This window comes from Niallia circulans (assembly GCF_003726095.1).
Classification (GTDB): domain Bacteria; phylum Bacillota; class Bacilli; order Bacillales; family Cytobacillaceae; genus Niallia; species Niallia circulans_A.
On the sequence record NZ_CP026031.1, the window covers coordinates 1,309,568 to 1,331,476 of the forward strand.

Sequence of the window (21,909 nt, forward strand, 5' to 3'; positions counted from 1 at the left end):
ACGAGAGAGCCTCGTTTATAGGTTTTTTGGTGTTTTAAGCTTGTGTTAATTGGTTATATAAATTTCCCATTTCAATGGCATTAACGGCAGCTTCCCAGCCTTTATTTCCAGCTTTTGTACCTGCTCGTTCAATTGCTTGCTCGATGTTTTCTGTTGTAAGAACTCCAAAGATAACAGGTATTTCTGTACTTAACGAAACGTTTGCTACGCCTTTTGCTACTTCATTGCTTACGTAGTCAAAATGAGGTGTTGCACCCCGAATAACAGTACCTAATGTAATAATAGCATCATAATTACCAGACGCGGCCATTTTTTTGGCTGCTAAGGGAATTTCATATACACCAGGCACCCACATAACAGAAATATTATCCTCGTTTACTCCATGTCGGTTTAATGCATCTTCTGCTCCAGATAAAAGCCTTGTTGTAATAAATTCATTAAAACGGGATACAACAATCCCGATTTTTAAATCAGTCCCAATTAAATTTCCTTCAAATACTTGTTTCATTCTTTATTCCACCTTTTGTAATAAATTTTGTCGGTATTGAATTAAATCTTGAATCGTAATCATTTTCAAAGCAAATTCTTCAGCGATTTGCTTTAAATCATCCACTCTTGCCATTGTTCCATCTTCCTTTAATACTTCCACGATCACTCCAACTGGATTAGCACCAGCTAGTATCGCTAAGTCAACAGCAGCTTCAGTATGTCCATTGCGATTTAGCACACCGCCATCCTTTGCAATGAGAGGAAAGATGTGACCAGGTCTTGTAAAGTCATCGGCTTTAGCGTCTGAATCAACCATTTTGCTTATAGTAAAAGCTCGTTCATATGCACTAATCCCTGTTGTTGTCTCTTTATGGTCGATACTAATTGTAAATGCAGTGCTTCTCGGATCTGTACTATTAGTAACCATTGCAGGAAGGTGTAGTTTTTCTGCTAAATTTTGTTGAATAGGGACACAGATTAGACCGCGACCCTCTTTTGCCATGAAATTGATCATTTCTGGTGTAACGTGATCTGCCAAGCCGATAAAATCTCCTTCATTTTCACGATCTTCGTCATCGCAAACAATTACCACTTTGCCATTTTTTAAATCGTTTAATGCATCTTCTATGGAATCAAACATCGTTTTCTTCCTTTCGTTTAATAAATTTATGATTAAAAACCATTTTCTCTTAAAAATGAAGCAGTTAATGTTGAATCTTTTTTTATAGCTGGATTTTTGTCTCTATTCATAAAGGAATAAAAGTACTTAGCTAAAAGATCAAATTCAATATTCACTAGTTCACCTTTTCGCTTATTCCCAATCACGCTTACCTTAGAAGTATACGGGATGAGTGATACAAAAATAGAGGTTGGAGTCGTTTGGAAAACCGTTAAACTCGTTCCATCAATGGTAATAGAACCTTTATCCATTACTAAGTGTATTTGCTCCTCTGGCATCTGAATTTCAACTAATGTACTATTTTCTATTTTTTTTGTTGATATAATCATGCCCGTACAATCAACATGCCCAGACACAAAGTGCCCGCCAAACCTTCCATTGGCAGCCATTGCTCGTTCTAAATTAACAATTGTGCCGCTATTTAGAAGCCTTAAAGTCGTATCGTTAAACGTGTTTGGCATAACATCGACTGTAAACAAACAATCACGGAAGGCAGTAACTGTTAGACAAACCCCATTTACGGCAATGCTGTCACCAATTTTCATATCCTCGAGAATCTGTTCTGCTTGAATCGTTATAGAAATAGTGTGCCCCGTCTTTTTACTATGCTTTACAACACCTAATTCTTCGACTAATCCAGTAAACAATGGAAATTCCTCCTTTCTGCAGAGTGTATTTATAGCTCTTAAATAGCAGGGGGTCAAACATTATATGGATAGAAAAAAACACTCCTTAAAGTCCATAAAAATACAAAATAAAACCCCGTATAATAAATTTATACGGGGTCAAATACATACTTAAATAAACATGTGGACGATAGAATAGCTGTTTTTTATGGATTGTTGTTTGTACTTAACGCTGTCAATGGGCATTTCACCATTCTTTTCAAAAAAGACCACTCTAAGCTTCAGTATATTTAGCAGTGATCACTTCAACTGTGAGCGCCCTTATTACTGCATCTCAAATACAACAAAACATCTCTATAGAAAAACAGAAACAGAAAAAGAAAGGAGACTCATTCTTTTCATTCTATCAATCATACCATTTTGTTTATTGTTATTTGCCTTCTCCCATCCAGACTTTACTGTCGGCTTTGGTTTCTCACCAAATCCACCGTTTTATAAATTTAAATCTTACAAAACGGGTCACGGGCTTAGAGTTTTACGTCCACTCATCACCGCCGGTTGGGAATTTCACCCGACCCCGAAGGCGATCACACATAGTGTGTAATCATAACTATTTAATTAACTGTATCGTACACCTTTTCCTTTTAATTATCAAATATTTTCTTTCAAGCACCATCTTTGCACTTCGAGTAAAGGGAAAAATAATCTCAATAAGGTGTTTCTTTTATCGAATTGGTCACACTAAAAGAAAAAGGGGTGGCACAAGAATGAAAATTACAGAAAATGTTTTTGGCTATCGTACAGCAATTGCGAATATAGCATATATAGCAGGACTAGGAAATAGGAAAGAGGAATGGGTACTTATCGATACAGGCGTTCCTTATTCTGCTCCATTTATTTTGAAAAACACAGACCAACTTTTCAAGGGAAAGAAACCATTAGCAATCATTCTAACACACGCTCATTTTGATCATATCGGTGCATTACAAACACTTGTTAAGAAATGGAATGTACCTGTGTATATACATGAACAAGAAATTCCCTATTTGGAAAGTAAGAAGAAATATCCGCCACCTACGCCATTAAGGGAAAAAGGGATGATGTCCTTTCTTTCACCATTTTACCCGCGAGATGGCATTGATTTTCATTCCAGTATCAAGCCTATTCCATGGGATGGTTCTTTACCATATTTAGATGACTGGAAATGGATTCATACGCCAGGACACACGGAAGGACATATTTCCTTATTTAGAGAAAAGGATCGGTTGCTTCTAGCAGGGGATGCGCTGATTACAGTCAAACAAGAGTCATTATTTGCCGTTTTAACCCAGAAAAAAAAGATTCATGGTCCACCCGCATATTTTACACCAGATATAAACACCAGCTTCCAATCGATAGAAAAGCTATTAGCACTAGATCCGCAAATTTTATATACAGGACATGGTATGCCAATGTACGGAGCTGAAATAAGGGAGGGAATTAGGGAACTTCTTTATCAGTATAATACAGAGAATTTAGTAAAAGAAATTTAATTAATCATAATATAGTTATGTAAACTAAAAGTAGACAAATCATTATTTTGCCATCCCATATTTATAGGTGTTTGGAAAAAAACGATTTGTCTTTTTATTTTTCTCTATCATTTTGATATGGCTATAGCGTCATTTTCTGCCAAGATATAATCCTTTAACGAATAGCTATTTCATGATACCCTTAATAATTAGAAGATTGATATAGTTAGGAGTATTTTTATGAAATTAGTAACTTGGAATGTTAATGGAATTAGAGCTTGTGTGAAAAAGGGCTTTCTAGATTTTTTCCAGCAAATAGATGCAGATATCTTTTGTCTTCAAGAGACAAAACTACAAGAAGGACAAATTAAACTAGAATTAGAAGGCTATCATCAGTTTTGGAATTATGCAGAAAGAAAGGGGTATTCAGGAACAGCCGTTTTTACAAAGGAGAAGCCACTTTCTGTTCAATATGGCATTGGAGAAGACTTTGAGGAATTGGAAGGGAGAGCCATTACCTTAGAATTTAAAGACTTTTTCCTACTGAATGTATATACCCCTAATTCAAAGCGAGATTTAAGCAGATTATCTTATCGAGTTGAATGGGAAAAACAACTAAAAAACTATATATTATCATTAGAAGCTATTAAACCTGTTATTTATTGTGGGGATTTAAATGTGGCTCACCAAGAGATAGATTTGAAAAATCCGAAGCCGAATATTGGAAATTCGGGATTCACAACTGAAGAAAGAAACGAAATGACAAGCTTACTTGAATTAGGATTTGTTGATAGCTTTCGATATCTATACCCAGAGCGAACCGATGTCTACACATGGTGGAGCTATATGGCGAAAGTAAGAGAGAGAAATATTGGCTGGCGTATTGACTATTTTATCGTTTCTAATCAATTAAAAGAGCGCATCCAAGATGCAACTATTCATTGTGATATAATGGGAAGCGATCATTGCCCTGTACAACTTGATATAGAAATATAATTTAATAAACAGGGCATTTTTATCATGCTATCATGTTAGAAAACAAATATGGTACAGATGCCCTGTTTTGTTGTGCAGATATCAATCCATTTAAAATAAATTTATATCGTTTCATTATACATATTTAGAAGGAGCGAACCGCAAATGAATTTAAAAGGAATTCATCACGTTTCTGCGATGACGGCAAAAGCAAAAGAAAATTACTCATTTTATACAAATATTTTAGGTCTACGGCTGATAAAGAAAACAGTCAATCAAGATAACCCCTCTGTCTATCATTTGTTTTATGGGGATGAGCAAGGCAGCCCAGGAACAGAACTAACATTTTTTGAAATTCCCCATATGGCTCTTAACAGAGAAGGAGTAAGCAGCATTTCTGCTACTTCTTTACGTGTTCCAAGTGATAAAGCATTAGAATTTTGGCTAAAACGTTTCGAAGAATATAATGTTAAACACGGAGAAATCTTAGAGGGAGCAGGCAGATTAACATTAGAATTTAGAGATTTTGAAACACAACGGTTCTTTTTAGTATCTGATGAAAACGATAATGGAGTGAAGGCTGGTATTCCTTGGGAAAAAAGTCCTATACCAGCAGAGTTTGCGATTACAGGTCTTGGACCAGTACAATTAACGGTAAGACGCCCAGAAGCGACTATTAGCGTTTTAACTGATTTACTTGGATTCCGCTTAAAAACTTCGTATCCATCCACTATGGAGAATCAACCCCCTATTCTGGTATTCGAAACAGGGGAGGGTGGCTCTGGGGCGGAGGTACATCTAGAGGAGCGAAACGATTTGAAAGTGCAGCGCCTTGGTAGAGGCGGTGTTCATCATGTAGCTTTACGAGCGGATAATGAGGAAGAACTTTATTATTGGATTGAAAAGGTGAATGAAGCTCGCTTCCAAAACTCAGGATATGTAGATCGTTTTTATTTTAAATCACTGTATTTTAGAGATCCGAATGGAATCTTGTTTGAAATTGCTACAGATGGCCCTGGTTTTGCAACAGACGAAGATCTAAAACATTTAGGGGAATCTCTTGCACTTCCACCATTTTTAGAGTCTAAGCGGTCAGATATTGAGGCAATCCTAGAACCATTAGACACAAATAGAAAAGAAAAGTAATAGCTAACCGAAACGATAAACGAAAAAACAAAGTAGTATGCAAATATGCTACAATATTGAAAGAAACAATTGTTGGAATTACTAGGGGGAAAATGAATAATGAAATGCGTATCAATAGATTTAGATGGTACCTTGCTAGATGACCATCATCAAATATCTGAAGCAAACCGAATGATTATTCAGAAATTAAAGGATCAACATATAGAAGTAATTTTAAATACAGGACGTCAATACGCAGATGTTATTAAAGTAGACGGCGTAAAAGAATTAGAACTTCCCATTTTTTGTTTAAATGGCAGCATGATGTACGACGAAAAAGGAAAGCTACTATATGAAACACAAATTTCCATTGATTTATATCAAACTTTACTTAAAGTATTACAAAACTTGGAAGTAGGAGTTCTAGTTTATACGAATCAAGGTGGATTTCCAGGAACATTGCCAATGCTTCGCGGCAAATCATGGGATGAGATTCAAACACTCTTTGATCAACAAGATTATGAGGCGATCCTGCATTTAAAGGATGTAAAAATTTATAAGTTAATCGCCGTTGTCGATGAAACACAGCTAGATAAAATCGACCACGTTAAAGAAATGCTTAGAAAATATGAGGCTATTTCGTTTTCCTCTTCTTTTCCTAACAACTGTGAAATCACATCAACTGATGCACAAAAAGGGAAAGCGATTAGACGGTATGAAAATCTTCGGAACCTTACTTTTAATGAGATTTACTCATTTGGTGACGGAGGTAATGATATTACACAATTTGAAGTATCAACAAGATCTTTTGCCATGGAAAATGCTCCTGAAGAAATCAAAAAAAGAGCAAGCGACGTTACGAAAAGTAATAATGAGGATGGGTTTGCATACGCCATTGAAAAGATTCTGAAATTAGTGTAACCATCATATATTAGACTAGTTAAAGCCGGGATCTCTATACTAACTTCTGGCTTTTTCGCTGTGAAAATCGATACGAAGAATAGGAGTCGAATCTACTTTGAAGAAAATTGTGTTTACAGGCGGGGATCTGCCGGCCATGTTACCCCTAATATCGCTATCATAAATGAATTAAATAAACAGTACTGGGATATTTTGTATATTGGCAGTAAAGCGGGGATTGAAAAGGACTTAATCGCAAAGATTGACATTCCATATTATTCTATTTCGAGTGGTAAATTAAGAAGATATTTATCAAAAGAAAATATAAAAGATATATTCAAAGTAATGAAAGGCTGTTATGACGCAAGAAAAATTTTAAAGAAAATCAAACCAAATGTTGTTTTCTCAAAAGGTGGATTTGTATCTGTACCTGTTGTCATCGCAGCCCGCCAGTTGAAAATTCCTGTCATTCTGCATGAGAGTGATCTAACACCAGGTTTAGCCAATAAATTGTCTGTCCGTTTTGCTTCAAAAATTTTTACATCTTTTGAAGAAACCTTACATTATCTGCCAAAAGAAAAAAGTAAAGCAATCGGTTCTCCGATTCGAAAGGAAATACTAACTGGATCTGCCTCTAAAGGGAAGTTCTTCCTTGGTTTTACTAGTCATAAGCCGATTCTTACAATTATGGGGGGGAGTTTAGGGGCCAAGAAAATAAATGAAATCGTTCGTGATAATTTAGATACATTATTACAATCCTATCAAATTGTGCATCTATGTGGGAAAGGAAATCTTTCAGAAGATCATGCAGGGATAAATGGATACAAACAATTTGAGTATGTCTATAATGAATTAGCTGATATCCTAGCAGCGACAGAATTCGTTATTACGAGAGGCGGATCTAATTCTATTTTTGAATTTCTTGCCTTAAAAATTCCTATGCTTATTATTCCATTAACCAAACAGCAAAGCAGAGGAGATCAAATATTAAATGGGAAAGTCTTTACGGAAAATGGTTACTCCTATATGATAGAAGAGGAAGCATTAACAAAAGAGCATTTTCTTCATACCTTAAAACAAATGCAAGAAAATAAGCAAGGTATGGCAGAAAAGATGGAAAAGAACAAAAGCAAAAATGCTTTAGAAGAAATTATAAAAGAATTAAATCGCTATTAATATACATGTATCAGGCTATAGGTAGAGTTTGCATCTTCCTCTCTACTTGTAGTCTTTTTCATTATGCAGAAGATGATTTCACTTGATAATTTTGATAGAAAAAGCCAAAATAAGAAAATGGAATTCGTATATTTGAACGGAAAGTAGGTAAAATCCATGCAATCATTTACAGACATTGGATTGTCTTCAACAATTATTGAAAAACTTCATAAACAAGGAATAAAACAGCCAACCCCTATTCAAGCAAAGGTTATTGCACCACTCCTTAAAGGAAGCGATGTAATTGCGCAAGCACAAACAGGTACAGGAAAGACTTTTGCTTTTATATTGCCGATTTTAGAAAAAATGATTATCGATGCAAATCATATACAAACACTAATTTTAACCCCAACTAGAGAACTTGCTATTCAGATAACGAATGAAATCATGAAAATGAAACAGGAAGCAGTAAATGTTCTTGCTGTATACGGGGGACAAGATGTCGACAAACAGTTGAAAGTCTTACAAAAAGACGTTTCCATTGTCGTAGCGACACCAGGAAGATTAATTGACCATATAAAACGAGGAACAATTGATTTAAGCAAAATCTCCTATTTTGTTTTAGATGAAGCAGATCAAATGCTTCATATTGGCTTTTTAGAAGAAATTAGCTATATTATGCGACGTATCCCTAAGTCAAGACAAACAATGCTATTTTCCGCGACTATTTCAAGGGAAGTCGAAAAACTTGCGAAGAAATATACGAAAAACGCCGACTATTTTACTGTTGAAGCAAAACAAGGACCAGCAAAAACCGTTAAGCAAGTAAGTATACATACAACTGATCGTGCCAAGCAAGGTACATTAATGACCTTAGTGAAGGAAGCAAATCCGTATATGGCAGTCATTTTCTGCAGGACGAAACGTCGAGTAACTAAATTATATGAAGTATTGCTCGCAAATAAATTTAGCTGTGGTCAATTACATGGGGATTTATCGCAGACAAAAAGAGAGCAAGTAATGAAAGCATTTCGTGATGGAAAATTCCAATTGTTAATTGCGACAGATGTAGCAGCAAGAGGCTTAGATATTGATGGAATTACACATGTATATAATTATGATATTCCGCAAGATGCGGAGTCTTATGTCCACCGAATCGGCAGAACAGGAAGAGCTGGTACAGAAGGATATGCAGTTACCTTTTATTCATCTGATGATAGACCATTGTTAGATTCAATAGAGAATCAATTAGATATAAAAATAGAAAAAATACAGCAACCCAAAAAGACAGATTCAACTAAACAAAGCGAAGAATCTAAACCAGCGAAAAAGCCATACAAAAAACAAAGCCATACAAAAAAGAAGGACGAAGTTATTCGTTCGTCTCAATCAGATAAAAAGGGAAGTGACAATAAGCGTAAGTCATTTTCAACAAACAATAAACATAGGGGTAATTCAAGTCAATCCCCAACAAAAAAATGGGCGAAACCTAAAAAACGAGATGGAAAAAGATAAAGAAGGTTCCCCTTTGCTTTAGGTTCCTTTTGAGGATTTAAAGGGAGAATTTTAGGCTTAGCTATCCTAATTTTCTACCAGAAAAAACGATTGTATAATGAAGGGAGTTCATTCCATTGTTAAAAAAAGAAATAAATAAGTATATAGAAGAGTGCAAATCACTAAATTCAGGAAAAGTAGTTCTTTTCGAAGAGGAAATGAATTATGTTAGAAAAGAAGGCCTTGCAGACGATCATATGGTGATGGAACAGACAGCTGAGCGTTTTTCTGATTTATATATGGAGCTTGCCAATAAAGAAACAGACGAAGTGGTGCAGGAAAATGCTCAAGAGAGGATTCTTGAGGATACTGTAGACTATTTAGAGAGAAATATAGACATTTATCTCTATGTAGAGACAAAAGCATTTGACATTGTCTCTATCGATTCTATGTCCATAGAAGTTGATTCTGTTTTTGGTACCTATGAAGTTTTATGTGGATTAAAGAGTCCTAAAAAAACAGAAAAAGAAATTCGAGCATTTATGGAGAATCAACTAATAGGTGATGACACGCCTTACCAATTAATGTTCAATGGTAACGATGGCGTTTGGGATGTCAATTTCCCGTTAGAAAAAATCAACGGCTTCGATAAAGAAATGCAAATCGGGGATGCGTTAAAATTAGCTTATTTATTTTTATTCTCTTTAAATGAAAAATTATCAGCATAGCACTTTTTTGTTTTGAAACCGGATAAAATTAGATACATTTCGAATGTTTGGAAGCGAGGGAGAGACTTGACAAAAGAATCAAATCAAAAAATACAGATCAAATCTAGCGAATTTTCATGGAATAGCGAAAACGGTGTATTCCACTTTGACGGCGCTCCAGCACTATTATTTTGGGATAATGCATTTGAGATTTTTTTAAGCACCATTATGGAAATTTCCGGTCCTGATGCATCTAATGCCGTTTTTGAGACAACTGGTTTCCGGATGGGACTGCTAGTAAATGATTATTATCAAAATCGCTTTTCCATTGAAGAAATTATCAAGAAATATAGTGAAATATATTCAAGTGCGGGCTGGGGAAATGTAACGATAACATCGTTTAACAAAGACAAGCAAACGGTAACGGTACGTTTGAAAAATTCATGGGAGCACCGAATCTTCCAATCTTTAAATCCAAGCCAATCTGCTGTATTATTACCGAGTCATTGGGCAGGTGTTTTTAGCGGACTATTTAAAGAAAAGATGTGGTATGAGTTAACTAAAAGTCAAACGAGGGGAGATGAATATGATGAATTAAACATATTCGTTTCTAACCACACTCCCCATCAAAGTGTCCATGAACTAGTAAGAGGGAAAGAAACAAAATACATTACAGAATTAGAAACAATAGTTGAGGACCGCACGAAAGAGCTATCCACTTTGATCAGGCATTTATCTACACCAGTCATGCCTGTCATGAAAGGCATCCTCGCTATACCGCTAATTGGGAAATTTAATGAAGAGCGTTTTGAAGATTTACTGCAAAAAGGTTTGCAGGAATTTTCCGAGCGTCGAGCAAGTTATTTACTTCTTGATTTAACTGGAATAAGCGAATTCGATCAGTTTATTATTTTTCGACTGCAGGAATTGGTAAAAGCAATTGAATTAATTGGCGGGGAATGCATCCTCGTAGGGATTAATCCACATTTAAGTGTGCAAATTATTCAATCAGGCGTTGATTTAAAATATATCCATACCTTTGCGACATTAGAACAAGGCATTGAATATGCAATTGAAGCTCTTGGTTATCGGATTGAGAAACAACCCTGAGTTAACGAAATAAAATAGTATCCATCCCCATAGCTTAAGAGAATTAACCTTCCTGCTAAACTATGGGTTTTGGTTTATCCGATTAAGAGAGTGCCTGCAATTACATTCATGCATCATTTAGAATTATTCTCCAAATGTCTTATCCCCACAGGCTATGGATTCTCTTAAACAGATTGAATCTGAGAGAATTTAACTTAAGAAGATTCTAAACTTCTTGTAGAATATGTTAAAGAAAAACACTAAACTCTCTTATCTAGATTTGGCAGGAGTAATTAATATTTTAAGAACATAATGGGATCTGCCGACTAAATGAGGATATCATACGAAGTAAGTTACAATCTAGAAAGTCGAATTCCTATCAACATTAAGGAATTCGACTTTCTAGAGCAGATAATTCTTTTTGTATTAGTGCTCGGAATTCAGCGTCTTTTAAAAATTTCAGTTTAAAGCCATTCAAATTTCGAGATAGTTTTGTTTGTTCAAATGAAGTCAAATCATTTGCAAAAAAGGCCAACTCAGTCTGGTTACCGTCTTTATCTGTAGCATACATTGCCGTTGTAATAATAAATGCAGTAGATCCACCCTTTTGCCCTGCATGAACAAGCCATTTTCGATTGTTTGGATTTTCCATTAACTGTTCCATTACTGGATCAAGATATTTATAGGTGTTTTCATCAAAATATGTTTTGTTATTTAGTTTTTCCATAATATAGACATAATCCTCTGAAGTTGATCGCGGTAAACGATTAGACCATATTCTTTGAACATCCATGTCTAAAGTATTCACTATTTGTTTTTTTTCTTCAGCAGCTGGAGGGTGGTTCAGCCATTTATTGTGTATATCCATCGCTCTTTTACGATATTCAGAAATATCCATACTTTTCATTACTTCGAGCATTTCTTGTTTAGTTATATTTTGCTCCTTCATTAGCTGGGTAGGGATAAACAACGCACTTACTATCGGATACAAAGGTTCATGATTTGAAATCCCTAGGCTTTCTAGAGAAGTATTAATATTTTCAAGCCCTAGCACATGAATTAAGTATTCGGTATTTGCATTTGAGCTGTAAGCAATCATTCCCTTAGCTACTTCACTTAAATGAACTTTATCTGTCTCTTTACCATCGTTTAGGTTAGCAATCCAAGCTTCATGTGCTCCACCATCTGTTTTAGGAATATAAAAGCTGTTTAGTTCCTCTAAACTAACTTCCTGCAACGGATCAATTTTCCCCTCTGCTGCCTGTCGTGCATATTCCATGGCGATAATAATTTTAACGGTGCTTGCTAAAGGTAACTGTTTATTTTGATTAACTTTTACCCACTTTTGTTTATTATAGTTGATCGAAAGCGCAACTCTTTCACTTTTTGCATTTTCCTTAATAAATTGAAAAATATAATCAGGATCTTCCTTGTTAATTTCCTTCTTAAACATATAAATTCCCATTCCGATCATGAAACTTAGCAAAACGATAATACCTATTGTAATCCATAGTGTCATTTTCAAGACAATCTCCCTCATTTTCTATTTGTAATCTATCTACGAATAATAGGATAGATAAGTTTCAATTTTAAGGGTAATATTCCTCTCTCTTCTTCATAGTCTCTAATTTTCCTAGGTGGTATAAAACAATTGGTCCCGTTTCGCTTGTGGAGAATTATTTACTTTTAGGTTTTAGCAATCTTCTTTATGTTTATGAATACTTTGGAGATTTCTTGCAATTGTAAAGCAATCATTAATCATTAATTTAGCTGATTCACCACAAGAAATAATGAAAACAGTTAATTTATACTACCATAGGAAATAAACTTGCTTTATACTTACTACTCAAATTAGAATATTTTGTTATATTTAGTTAGAAATAGTTAAAGAGCTATAGCTTAGAAGATAGTTCTGCTTTGAGTTTAGATATATTTTTTTGTACTACTGGTTAGTGAAGAAGCTTTTTCTTCTTACAGGTAAATATTAAAATAGGAAGGAAGATTTGAATGTCAATAATTGATATAAAGATATTGATTACAGGAGTAACAGGGACTTTAGGTGGTGAGGTTGCAAAAAGATATTTAAAGGAAGGTGCAATGGTCAAAGGGTTAGTAAGAGACGAAAAGAGTTATAAAGAAATGAAAGAAATCGGCATAGAACCAATTATAGGAGAACTTACTAATCGAGGTTCATTAGTAGAAGCAGCTAAAGATATTGATATTATTATTCATTGTGCGGCTTATTTAGGCGAGGATTTAGAGAAAGCGATGAATTCAAATGTAATTGGTGTGGAAAATTTAGCGAGCGTAGCAATAGAATTAGGTATAAAGAGATTTGTACATATATCAACTTTATCCGTTTATGGCGAGCCAACAGAGGGATATTTTGATGAAAATTTACCAATTACAGAAAGTCATCCGGAAGTATATATTAAGACTAAAGCTCATTCTGAAAGAATTCTTAATAAGTATAAAAATAATGGACTCGGCTTAATCATTTTAAGACCTGGAGCGATTTGTGCAGAGAAAAACTCCTATTGGGGTGATAGACAAGTTGAACGGATGATAAATACCGACATTGTTAACTGGGTAAATCCAGATGACCTTATACCATGGGTACATAGAGATAATTTGATTGAAATGATTTTTGTCGCTATATTAAAGGGTATTAGTGGTGAAATTTATAATGCAATTGATGGAAACTATCCTGATAAAGAATATAGATTAGAATTAATAAATGCTATAGGTAAAAAATATATACTACCAGAGCGCAGATTAGAACGTCCAATTTATTCTAATAAAAAAATCAAAGGATTAGGATATATGCCAGTTAAAACATTGGAAGAAACTATTTCTAACCTTAAGAAACTTGCGTTGGAGCACAATACATATATTAACTAATAAATAACGGGAACTTTTTAAAAAACAATCTTAGTAGTACTAAGCATATATATTTATCCTATTTCACCATATTTACATCTAAAATAGGCAAGGGCGGCGTGTAAACCATGAAGTTATCTTTATTAGAAAGAATCACTCTTATTATCCTAGCTATTTGTACAGTAATTTTTATTTATGGTTTTATAGTAAATCAAACATAATGTCACTGGCATTTCTATTGATTCCTATTATATATATTACAAGGCTCGTTTTAACAAAAAATAGAAAAACTAACACAATTTAATCTATCTGTTAGTTTTTCTATAATTTAAAAAACAAAAAACTATCGGGTGCTTTCTTAAATTAAAGAAAAGCATTTCTGTTATCATGCGCAGTCGTGTTGAAGAAGGCAAATCATTGTTGATAATCTGTTATTTATAGAGGTAGACCTAAAGAAGTGGCTATTTGCCTATTAAGTAGAGAGAAAGCCCAATACTTAGTGTGATTTATTTTAAACAGAAAATGGAGTTGGAAGTATGAAGAAAATTTCAATAACCCTATTCATCGTTTTTTTACTAGGCATAACAGCTTGTAGCAAATCATCTATTGATGATTCAAACAATAATAAGTCTGAACCAAATAATACATCAAGTAATACGGATACATTTAATGATTCAGAAACTGATGAAAATAGTATTAACAATCCGGAGAAAGAAGATCATATTGAACCAAATAATAATTCAGACAAAGAATTTTCGACAAATTCAATTAGTGAAGTAAAGGAAAATGAAATTAAGCCAGAAACAAGCACACCAGATAAAATGAACAAAAAAAGGGAAGAGGTTTTAGATAATATTCAAAAAGAACTTACTGCCTTACCCGACAAAATAGAGGGAAGTAGACAAGAGTTTTTAGAGAGACTAGATAGCATCCAGAGAGAACTGGATTCCTTACCAGATAAAAAATATTCAGATACAGGTACAACTAATGCCATGAAAAACTATTATGGAATTTCTGATGAGAAGTATGACATTGCTTTAAATAGGATATATGATTTACTAAAGAAAGAGTTATCTCCTAAGACATTGGAGAGTTTACAAATGGAAGAAATCAAATGGATAGAACAGAAAGAAGCTGAGGCAGATAAAGAGAGACAAAAATATGCTGGAAAAACCAATGAGTGGGTTGCTTATTATATATCATCTTACGAATTAACCAAAGAACGATGTTATGAATTAGTTAACAAGTTTATAACGGATTAATAAAAAGAGTTGCAGCATATTATCTTTTTCAATCATGTTAGGATTCTTAAATATTCAATAATTGCAGAAAAAGAGAAGTCTGGGGAGCTCGAGTAATATGCTATTTTTGCACTATTACTAACAGGCTCATTCCTGTAATAAGTGAAGAGAAGATTTCATATGCACAAATATGACAGGTAAGCTCAATTAGAATTCAAGTGTAGCATAATAGCCTTAAGAATATTTATGCTACACTTGAATAAAAGAAAATGAAAGGACTGATGCAATTAATGGATATTAGAAAACCTAATGATCTTGAATTAAAAATGGTATTATCTCTTTCGCCACAAGCTATTTTTGATGGTACTTTAGGACAAGTTGAAACTACGAAGGAAAAAATTGACCAGCTTGTTAAACCACTTTTGGAAAAAGGAAGCTACTATTTAATAGCCACAAAAAACAACAAAATAATGGGCTGGATTTTTATAGGGACAAGCAAAGACCAATTTACTGATAGGATGAATGGATTTATTTACGAGCTATTTGTTATAGAAGAATTCAGAGGGAAAGGAATCTCCAAACTGTTAATGAGAGCAGGTATTGACCATCTAAAACAAGATGGATATTCAGAAATCCGTCTAAGTGCATTTTCAGGGAATCACGCAATTAAACTGTATGAGAAATTGGGATTTAACATCAGGACAATTACTATGAGTTTACAGTTATAAGAGACTAACTTATTTTATTAATGAGTGTTAATCAAAAAGGTAGCCAAGCTACCTTTTTGCTCAGATATTAACGCGAAAGATTAGGTTAACATAATTTGCATTCTTTGTGTGGCTGAGACAATAGAAGAAACCCCTGGTTTAAACAACACTTAAACATACATTTTCCATTTCCTTTCGTAAAACAACCTCCGAAAATATACTTTCTACATTATAAACATTGGTATTTTCACCTAAAATAACTTCATATATTCAATTTATTAATACTCTAGTAAAAGGCACTGTTGTTTGCTTGTTATTAAACAATAAACAGCAGCTTGTAAATGATCAATTCTTTTTCATAATCCTGAGTATGTTTATTGTTTAAGACTATGCAAAATAAATCTACAGCTGCTGACCAGACAGCTTTATTTAGTTATTGTTCCCTTTCATCGTGACTTCCTTCCTTTTATCCAATTGTTCTTCCCCCCAATAGCAAATTGCATCTAATACAGGAATCAGTGACAAACCCTTATCTGATAAAGAATATTCTACTTTTGGAGGCACTTGAGGATATTCCTTCCGATTAATTAGTTGATCACTCTCTAGTTCCTTTAATGTATTGGTTAGTGTTTTAAAAGAAATATTGCCAAGCCTCCGTTTCAACTGGTTATAGCGAATAGGGTTATTGTTTAAATATAAAGCATATAAAACTGTCATTTTGTATTTTCCACCAATTAATGACAAAGTATATCCAAAACCAGTATCCTTCAAATTCCCTTCAAATAGATAAGATTCTCTTTCCATTATGCACTCTCCTTTAGGTTAGTATCGCACTTTAATTACCGTACTTGTAAAAATATATAGCATACAATAAGATGAATGTACATCAAAATATAATGCAAAAAAGGGAGAAGGGTGAACTAGTAATGAAAACAATTGTCTATGCACATCCATGGGAAGGAAGCTATAATCATGCAATCTTAACTTCTATCATGAAAGACTTAGAAGCTAAGAAAGAAACATTTCAAGTGATCGATCTTTATAAAGACGGGTTTAATCCCGTATTTACAGCAGCAGAATTGGCGCAATTTAATAGAGGAGAAACACCTTACGAATTAGTTAAGGACTATCAAAAAAAATTGAGTCAGGCAACTGAGTTGATTTTTATATTTCCTGTCTGGTGGTGGGACTTACCTGCTATTCTAAAAGGGTTTATTGATAAAGTGATGTTGAGCGGATTCGCTTTTCTAGAGGATAAAACAACAGGTGCTTTGAAAGGGTTATTGACAAATATAGAAAAAACAACTGTGATTTCAACTTCTACAACGGATAAAGATTATATTGAATCTGAAGGAGGCAATGCTATTCAAGGAGTTTTCATTAACCGAACTTTAGCTGACCTGGGAGTTAAAAACGAATACACTAAATGGATTCATTTTTCTAGAGTTAACTTAACAACAGATGAGAAGAGGAAGCAATTTTTAAGAGAAATAACCCAAGAAATTTAAAGTAGAATGGACGGAAAAGACAACGTTTCTGAAAAAATGTACTTAAAGAAATGGGTGCGTACGTATTATAAGGTTAACCAGTTTTAATGGTTGACCTTTTATTAACAAAATCTTTTATATCAGTAGCCATAGCAGGACGTACGGGGGCATGAGCCATTGAACCCTCAACTAAACTGTCAGCCCCCCTGCTTGCAGAAAGTGTTTGAGACTGGTTGGGACGTAAATCTTGTATAACTGCGAATATATGATACTTCAAGAAAGAATAGGGGTTACAGGTGAGTAATTTATAAGAGGAAGAGAAACAACGAACCCAGTAGTTAGTCTGGATGTTGAATACGAGCAAGTTTCTCATCTAAATAAAGGATTTACAAACTTTACATATTGATCATAAAGTGTCATAAATAGTTTTTCATGGTTTTGGCAAAAATAAGGGAGGAAATAAAAAGGAGAGAATGAATAAATGCCGGAATTGCCAGAAATGGAAAACTATAAAATCTTATTAAATAAATTGATTACCACTCAACCCATTACCTCGATAGCCGTTAACCGAGAAAAGTCCATTAATATTACGAAACAATCATTTGAGAATCAATTAGTGAATACTACTATTCTTCGCGTGGAAAGGCGTGCGAAACATCTACTCTTTTACTTAAACAATCAAAAGGTTCTTCTATTGCATTTAATGTTAGGTGGATGGATGTTTTTTGGAACCGAAAAAGAAAAACCAAATAGAACCATTCAAATCCAACTAACATTTGGAGAAAATCACTTGTATTTTATTGGACTCCGATTAGGTTATCTACATTTACTAACTCTTGAAGAATGTAAAGAAAGGCTGAACGACTTAGGTCCAGATCCTATTGAACCTCATTTTACTGAAAACAGCTTTCAAAACATCATTAACTCTAGGAAGGGGACAATAAAGCTTAAATTAGTCGATCAACATTTTATCTCAGGTATTGGCAATTGTTACTCCGATGAAATCTGCTTTGATGCGCAAATCTTACCGACTCGGAAACTAGAGGATTTAAAAGAAATGGAGCTAAATAAGCTCTATAATTCCATACTGAAAATATTAAGAGCGGCAACTCATATGGGTGGTTATATGGAGCATCCCCTTTATATAGGGGATAAAAAAACCGGAGGATATGATAAGCTTTGCAAAGTATATGACAGAGAAGGAGAAATATGTCCAAGGTGTCAGCACAAAATAGTATTTATAAAAGTATCTTCTAAAAAGTGTTTTTATTGTCCAGGTTGTCAGTTTTAATTATTCATGCGGATAATTCTGCAATTCCTGGACATAATATACTTTTAACAACTCAACGCACTTTTATCAAGGAGAAGTATAAGGAGTGAGAAGATGACTTTATGGAAAAAGGGAATAATAGTAGTAATGTTATTCTCTATATTCTTGTCTGGAAGCACACCTAACACATTTTCACCGAAAGTATTCGCAGCAGAAGATCATAAAAAAGCTACATTGTCCACGGCACTTGAATCACTGTTAAATATAGAACCAGAACTAAAAGGAAGTTTAGCAGGAATTAGCATTCGCGAACAAGAAACAGGGAAAATTGTTTATGAACATATGGCCGATTTACGACTAACGCCAGCTTCTAATATGAAGTTACTAACTTCAGCAGCAGCATTGAACATTTTAGGAGAAGACTATCAATTTATTACAGAAATTTATGGAGATGGAAGAGTAGAAGATGCTCATTTAAAAGGAAACTTATACATAAAAGGAAATGGGGATACAAGCCTTTTAGCCTCTGATTTAGCAAAACTCTCGAAAGAAATTAAAAGGAAAGGGATTAGCTATATAGATGGAGATATAATAGGCGATGACTCCTGGTATGACAACATTCCTTTTTCAAGTGATTTGGCATGGAGTGATGAATCTACCTATTACGGGGCCCCAATTTCCGCTTTAACACTATCACCAGATAAAGAATATGACGCAGGTACTGTATTGCTTGAAATAAAACCTGGTAAGAAAAAAAATGAACCCGTCATAATCAATACTTTGCCAAGAACAAGCGAAATTAAAATTGTCAATAATGGTATAACAGCAGATAAAGAATCTGCTGCAAGTTTAAAAGTTAACAGAGAACATAACAGTAAAGTAGTAACAATAACAGGAAGCCTTCCAATTGACGATTCCTTAAAAAAAGAGTGGGTATCTGTTCATGATCCTACAAGCTATACATTAGATGTGTTTCAACAAGCTTTAAAGAAAGAAGGAATACAGTGGAAAGGGGTGGTCAAAAAAGGAAGAACACCACAAATTGCTTCTATCCTTACCACTCATTCTTCGATTCCTCTCCGTGAATTGCTACTTCCATTGCTGAAATTAAGTAATAATACAATTGCTGAGACATTAATCAAGGAATTGGGAGTAGTCAAAAAAGGAGAAGGTAGCTTTGCAAAAGGACTCGAGGCCTTAGAAGAAGAATTAGTGGCTTTTCATCTTGATCCAACTAAGATGGTTATTCGAGATGGGTCCGGTATATCGCCTATAGATTTTATTTCAGCAAACGACTTAAGTTTGTTTTTATATGAAGTACAAGCACAACCATGGTTTCCCTCATTTAGTCAATCATTACCTGTATCAGGTCACGAGGAAAAAATGATTGGCGGAACACTGCGCCATCGATTGAATTCTGAGAATACTAAAGGAAAAATCCTCGCAAAAACGGGGACACTTACCTCTGTAAGTTCATTATCTGGCTACATGGAAAGCAAAACAGGCAAGAAATATATTTTTTCTATTTTATTGAACCATCTAACGGATGAAGATAAGGGAAAAAAGATTGAGGATAAGATAATGGAAACATTGGCAGAATATTGAGGTGGCTGCTTTGAAATATCCGTTCCTATTTTTTCAAATAGGAACGGATATTTTTTATAAATTATTTTTCGCCATTTTTGCTAAGTCGGTAATGTATGCGAAAAAGTCATCTCTCTTTACATCATATACAACAGAAACAGCCCGGCCATTGTCACTTATTAAGGTTCTCCCTTGGGACGGCGCTTCTGTTAAAGCAATTGATTTAACTTCTTTCATTTTAACTAGTTCTTTTTTTCCAATCGTTGCTGTTGTTAGTACATCCCAAAGATAATAGGTAGAGTTCGTTTCTACATGAACAAGAGGAGGACATGCAGCATAGCATTGACCAACAAAATCAATCCCTGTAAATTTTCTTAATGATGCCCAATGATTGCGGACAGAGAGGGTTAGTGGAACTTGATTCGTACTTTCTAGCGCTACCATTTCAATCTGTAAATCACTAGCCCAAACAGCTGCAACTGCCCAAGGATCCCAAAAAGCATTCCATTCAGCAGTTCCATCATGTTCTGGTTCCTGTACATTACCAACCTCTAAAAATGTTCCACCCATCCAGACTAATTTTTCAATTTTTTCTTGAATATCTGGAGCGATTTCAAGTGCTCTTGCTAAATCTGTCAGCGGTCCAGTAAATAAGAGTGTTGTTTTATCGGGATTTCCCCTTACTGTTTTAATTAAATGTTCATGTGCTGGAAGTTCACTTTCAGGGGTATTTATTTCACCGCTTTCATTTAAAATCGGCAAGGCATCCACATAAAACGTGTGCATTCTCCATTCTTTCGGAAATGGATTAACCCCGCGAGAATTAGATCTAGCAACTTCTACTGGTCCTTGACCAAATCGATCAATAATCTTTCTACTTGCACTGATGCCTGGTTCTAAATAGCCATCTGCTGGGATAACTGATACACCAATTAAGTCTACTTCATCCATTTGTAAGAGAAGAAACAGAGAAACTAAATCATCAATTCCGGCATCATGATTAAAATATACTTTCTTTTTCAAAAAATTCACTCCTATGTAAATAAACTTATAAACTAGTTATTTTCTATACCTATTCTATAATACTATCAGATCAATGTGAATAATTAGTAAATTAAATAAAATATCTATTTATTAATAATATTCAATTTAAGCTTTAAGTGACAAGAATGTTTAATGAAGAAAAAGAACTTGGAAAACCTCCAAGTTCTCAAAACAATATAATTATTAACAACAGCCTTACTTACGACCGAAGTCTGCTTTGATTTCACCATACTTATTCGTATCCCATTTTAGAATTTTATTTGAATAGTTATTTTGCTTCAGCCATTTTTCGGCACGCTCAATTAATTGCCACAATTCTTCTGTACGCTTATCTCTTACTAATGTTGTATTAGCCTTTTTATTACGTACCCAAGCTAACGCCGTCATACTATCACTGTATATGGTGGTGTTCTTGCCTTGTTTTTGCAAAAGACTTAATGCATGTACAATTCCTAAAAATTCGCCAATATTATTCGTACCGAATACTGGACCATAATGGAAAAGAACTTCTCCTGTTTTCGTATCAACGCCTTGATATTCCATCATTCCAGGATTACCACTACATGCCGCATCAACAGAAATGCTATTTTCCTCAATCGCCGCCAATGTTTGATTAGATTGTTTTTGAGCGGAAGAACTTTTGGATGCTGATTTTGATATATTTCCATCTTGCTTAAAGGCTTTTTCTGCTTCCTCCAAAGTAGGAAATGACTTAAAAGAAGCTCCTTTAAAACCTTTTGTTTGCTTTTCACATTCCGCCCAAGTAGAGAAAATCCCTGTTTTTCTACCATTCCATACTACATAATATTTTTTTGCTGCCATATTTTCATCCAACCTTTCACAACTATTAAATAATCATATCACAGGAAGGGATCGAAACGAAAATGCTGACAGATCTCCACAATATGTTTGAAAAGGCTTTCTATAAATCTAGGAATTTACTATA

At 34.3% G+C, this 21,909-nt stretch carries 19 protein-coding genes, 2 pseudogenes and 1 riboswitch; of the genes and pseudogenes, 14 read left to right on the forward strand and 7 right to left on the reverse strand.

Features of this window, described 5'->3' with window-relative positions; all coding sequences use genetic code 11:
- Positions 1-34: 34 nt before the first annotated feature.
- The 3 genes and pseudogenes from ribH to ribE all read right to left on the reverse strand — a co-directional run bounded on the left by ribH (position 35) and on the right by ribE (position 1,815).
- Positions 35-508, reverse strand: a complete 474-nt coding sequence (gene ribH / locus C2I06_RS06170) for a 6,7-dimethyl-8-ribityllumazine synthase (RefSeq protein WP_095257294.1) — start codon at positions 506-508, stop codon at positions 35-37.
- 30 nt (positions 509-538) lie between these two features.
- Positions 539-1,129 (reverse strand): annotated as a pseudogene (gene ribB, locus C2I06_RS06175) (3,4-dihydroxy-2-butanone-4-phosphate synthase); the annotation flags it as partial.
- A gap of 32 nt (positions 1,130-1,161) precedes the next feature.
- Positions 1,162-1,815 carry a riboflavin synthase gene (ribE, locus tag C2I06_RS06180; RefSeq protein WP_123257688.1) on the reverse strand — a complete coding sequence of 218 codons (654 nt, stop codon included), beginning with the start codon at positions 1,813-1,815 and terminating at the stop codon, positions 1,162-1,164.
- Positions 1,816-2,226: 411 nt separating this feature from the next.
- Positions 2,227-2,383: riboswitch (FMN riboswitch) on the reverse strand.
- A 178-nt stretch (positions 2,384-2,561) separates the two neighbouring features.
- Here ribE and C2I06_RS06185 point away from each other — a divergent pair.
- The 8 genes and pseudogenes from C2I06_RS06185 to C2I06_RS06220 all read left to right on the forward strand — a co-directional run bounded on the left by C2I06_RS06185 (position 2,562) and on the right by C2I06_RS06220 (position 10,771).
- A complete protein-coding gene (locus tag C2I06_RS06185) occupies positions 2,562-3,326 on the forward strand; it encodes an MBL fold metallo-hydrolase (RefSeq protein ID WP_095328800.1) in 765 nt (254 codons plus the stop codon).
- 219 nt (positions 3,327-3,545) lie between these two features.
- On the forward strand, positions 3,546-4,301 hold the full coding sequence (locus tag C2I06_RS06190) for an exodeoxyribonuclease III (RefSeq protein WP_095328801.1): 756 nt from the start codon (positions 3,546-3,548) through the stop codon (positions 4,299-4,301).
- 144 nt (positions 4,302-4,445) lie between these two features.
- A complete protein-coding gene (locus C2I06_RS06195; protein WP_123257689.1) occupies positions 4,446-5,426 on the forward strand; it encodes a ring-cleaving dioxygenase in 981 nt (326 codons plus the stop codon).
- Between the two features lie 99 nt (positions 5,427-5,525).
- Positions 5,526-6,326: an HAD family hydrolase gene (locus C2I06_RS06200; protein WP_095328803.1), complete on the forward strand. Its 801-nt coding sequence runs from the start codon at positions 5,526-5,528 to the stop codon at positions 6,324-6,326.
- Positions 6,327-6,423: 97 nt separating this feature from the next.
- Positions 6,424-7,481 (forward strand): annotated as a pseudogene (locus tag C2I06_RS06205) (undecaprenyldiphospho-muramoylpentapeptide beta-N-acetylglucosaminyltransferase).
- A gap of 156 nt (positions 7,482-7,637) precedes the next feature.
- Positions 7,638-8,975, forward strand: a complete 1,338-nt coding sequence (locus C2I06_RS06210) for a DEAD/DEAH box helicase (protein ID WP_095328805.1) — start codon at positions 7,638-7,640, stop codon at positions 8,973-8,975.
- Positions 8,976-9,091: 116 nt separating this feature from the next.
- Positions 9,092-9,682, forward strand: a complete 591-nt coding sequence (locus tag C2I06_RS06215; RefSeq protein WP_095328806.1) for a branched-chain amino acid aminotransferase — start codon at positions 9,092-9,094, stop codon at positions 9,680-9,682.
- 66 nt (positions 9,683-9,748) lie between these two features.
- Positions 9,749-10,771 (forward strand): STAS domain-containing protein, encoded by a 1,023-nt coding sequence (locus tag C2I06_RS06220; RefSeq protein ID WP_123257690.1) that lies wholly within the window; start codon positions 9,749-9,751, stop codon positions 10,769-10,771.
- Positions 10,772-11,135: 364 nt separating this feature from the next.
- Here C2I06_RS06220 and C2I06_RS06225 read toward each other — a convergent pair whose 3' ends face one another.
- Entirely contained in the window at positions 11,136-12,269 is a 1,134-nt protein-coding gene (locus tag C2I06_RS06225) for a serine hydrolase (protein WP_338134272.1), read from the reverse strand.
- A 488-nt stretch (positions 12,270-12,757) separates the two neighbouring features.
- Between C2I06_RS06225 and C2I06_RS06230 the strand changes: the two genes are divergently transcribed.
- From C2I06_RS06230 to C2I06_RS06240, 3 genes are all read left to right on the forward strand, one after another.
- A complete protein-coding gene (locus C2I06_RS06230) occupies positions 12,758-13,651 on the forward strand; it encodes an NAD-dependent epimerase/dehydratase family protein (protein WP_123257692.1) in 894 nt (297 codons plus the stop codon).
- 515 nt (positions 13,652-14,166) lie between these two features.
- The gene (locus tag C2I06_RS06235) at positions 14,167-14,892 is read left to right on the forward strand and encodes a lysozyme inhibitor LprI family protein (protein WP_123257693.1); all 726 of its coding nucleotides are present in this window, start codon (positions 14,167-14,169) and stop codon (positions 14,890-14,892) included.
- A 269-nt stretch (positions 14,893-15,161) separates the two neighbouring features.
- Positions 15,162-15,599 carry a GNAT family N-acetyltransferase gene (locus tag C2I06_RS06240; RefSeq protein ID WP_123259122.1) on the forward strand — a complete coding sequence of 146 codons (438 nt, stop codon included), beginning with the start codon at positions 15,162-15,164 and terminating at the stop codon, positions 15,597-15,599.
- Positions 15,600-16,007: 408 nt separating this feature from the next.
- Here C2I06_RS06240 and C2I06_RS06245 read toward each other — a convergent pair whose 3' ends face one another.
- The gene (locus C2I06_RS06245; RefSeq protein WP_123257694.1) at positions 16,008-16,382 is read right to left on the reverse strand and encodes a winged helix-turn-helix transcriptional regulator; all 375 of its coding nucleotides are present in this window, start codon (positions 16,380-16,382) and stop codon (positions 16,008-16,010) included.
- A gap of 122 nt (positions 16,383-16,504) precedes the next feature.
- Here C2I06_RS06245 and C2I06_RS06250 point away from each other — a divergent pair, with 122 nt between their 5' ends.
- The 3 genes from C2I06_RS06250 to dacB all read left to right on the forward strand — a co-directional run bounded on the left by C2I06_RS06250 (position 16,505) and on the right by dacB (position 19,940).
- Positions 16,505-17,086 carry an NAD(P)H-dependent oxidoreductase gene (locus tag C2I06_RS06250; protein WP_123257695.1) on the forward strand — a complete coding sequence of 194 codons (582 nt, stop codon included), beginning with the start codon at positions 16,505-16,507 and terminating at the stop codon, positions 17,084-17,086.
- A 460-nt stretch (positions 17,087-17,546) separates the two neighbouring features.
- Complete coding sequence (locus C2I06_RS06255) at positions 17,547-18,356, forward strand: Fpg/Nei family DNA glycosylase (protein WP_123257696.1); 810 nt, start codon at positions 17,547-17,549, stop codon at positions 18,354-18,356.
- 93 nt (positions 18,357-18,449) lie between these two features.
- Positions 18,450-19,940: a D-alanyl-D-alanine carboxypeptidase/D-alanyl-D-alanine endopeptidase gene (gene dacB, locus C2I06_RS06260; RefSeq protein ID WP_095328813.1), complete on the forward strand. Its 1,491-nt coding sequence runs from the start codon at positions 18,450-18,452 to the stop codon at positions 19,938-19,940.
- A gap of 54 nt (positions 19,941-19,994) precedes the next feature.
- Here the strand turns inward: dacB and C2I06_RS06265 are convergent, their stop codons facing one another.
- Both C2I06_RS06265 and C2I06_RS06270 read right to left on the reverse strand, forming a co-directional pair.
- On the reverse strand, positions 19,995-20,942 hold the full coding sequence (locus C2I06_RS06265) for a nucleoside hydrolase (RefSeq protein ID WP_123257697.1): 948 nt from the start codon (positions 20,940-20,942) through the stop codon (positions 19,995-19,997).
- 216 nt (positions 20,943-21,158) lie between these two features.
- Positions 21,159-21,785, reverse strand: coding sequence for a ribonuclease H1 domain-containing protein (locus C2I06_RS06270; protein WP_123257698.1), 627 nt, complete (start codon positions 21,783-21,785; stop codon positions 21,159-21,161).
- Positions 21,786-21,909: the final 124 nt, after the last annotated feature.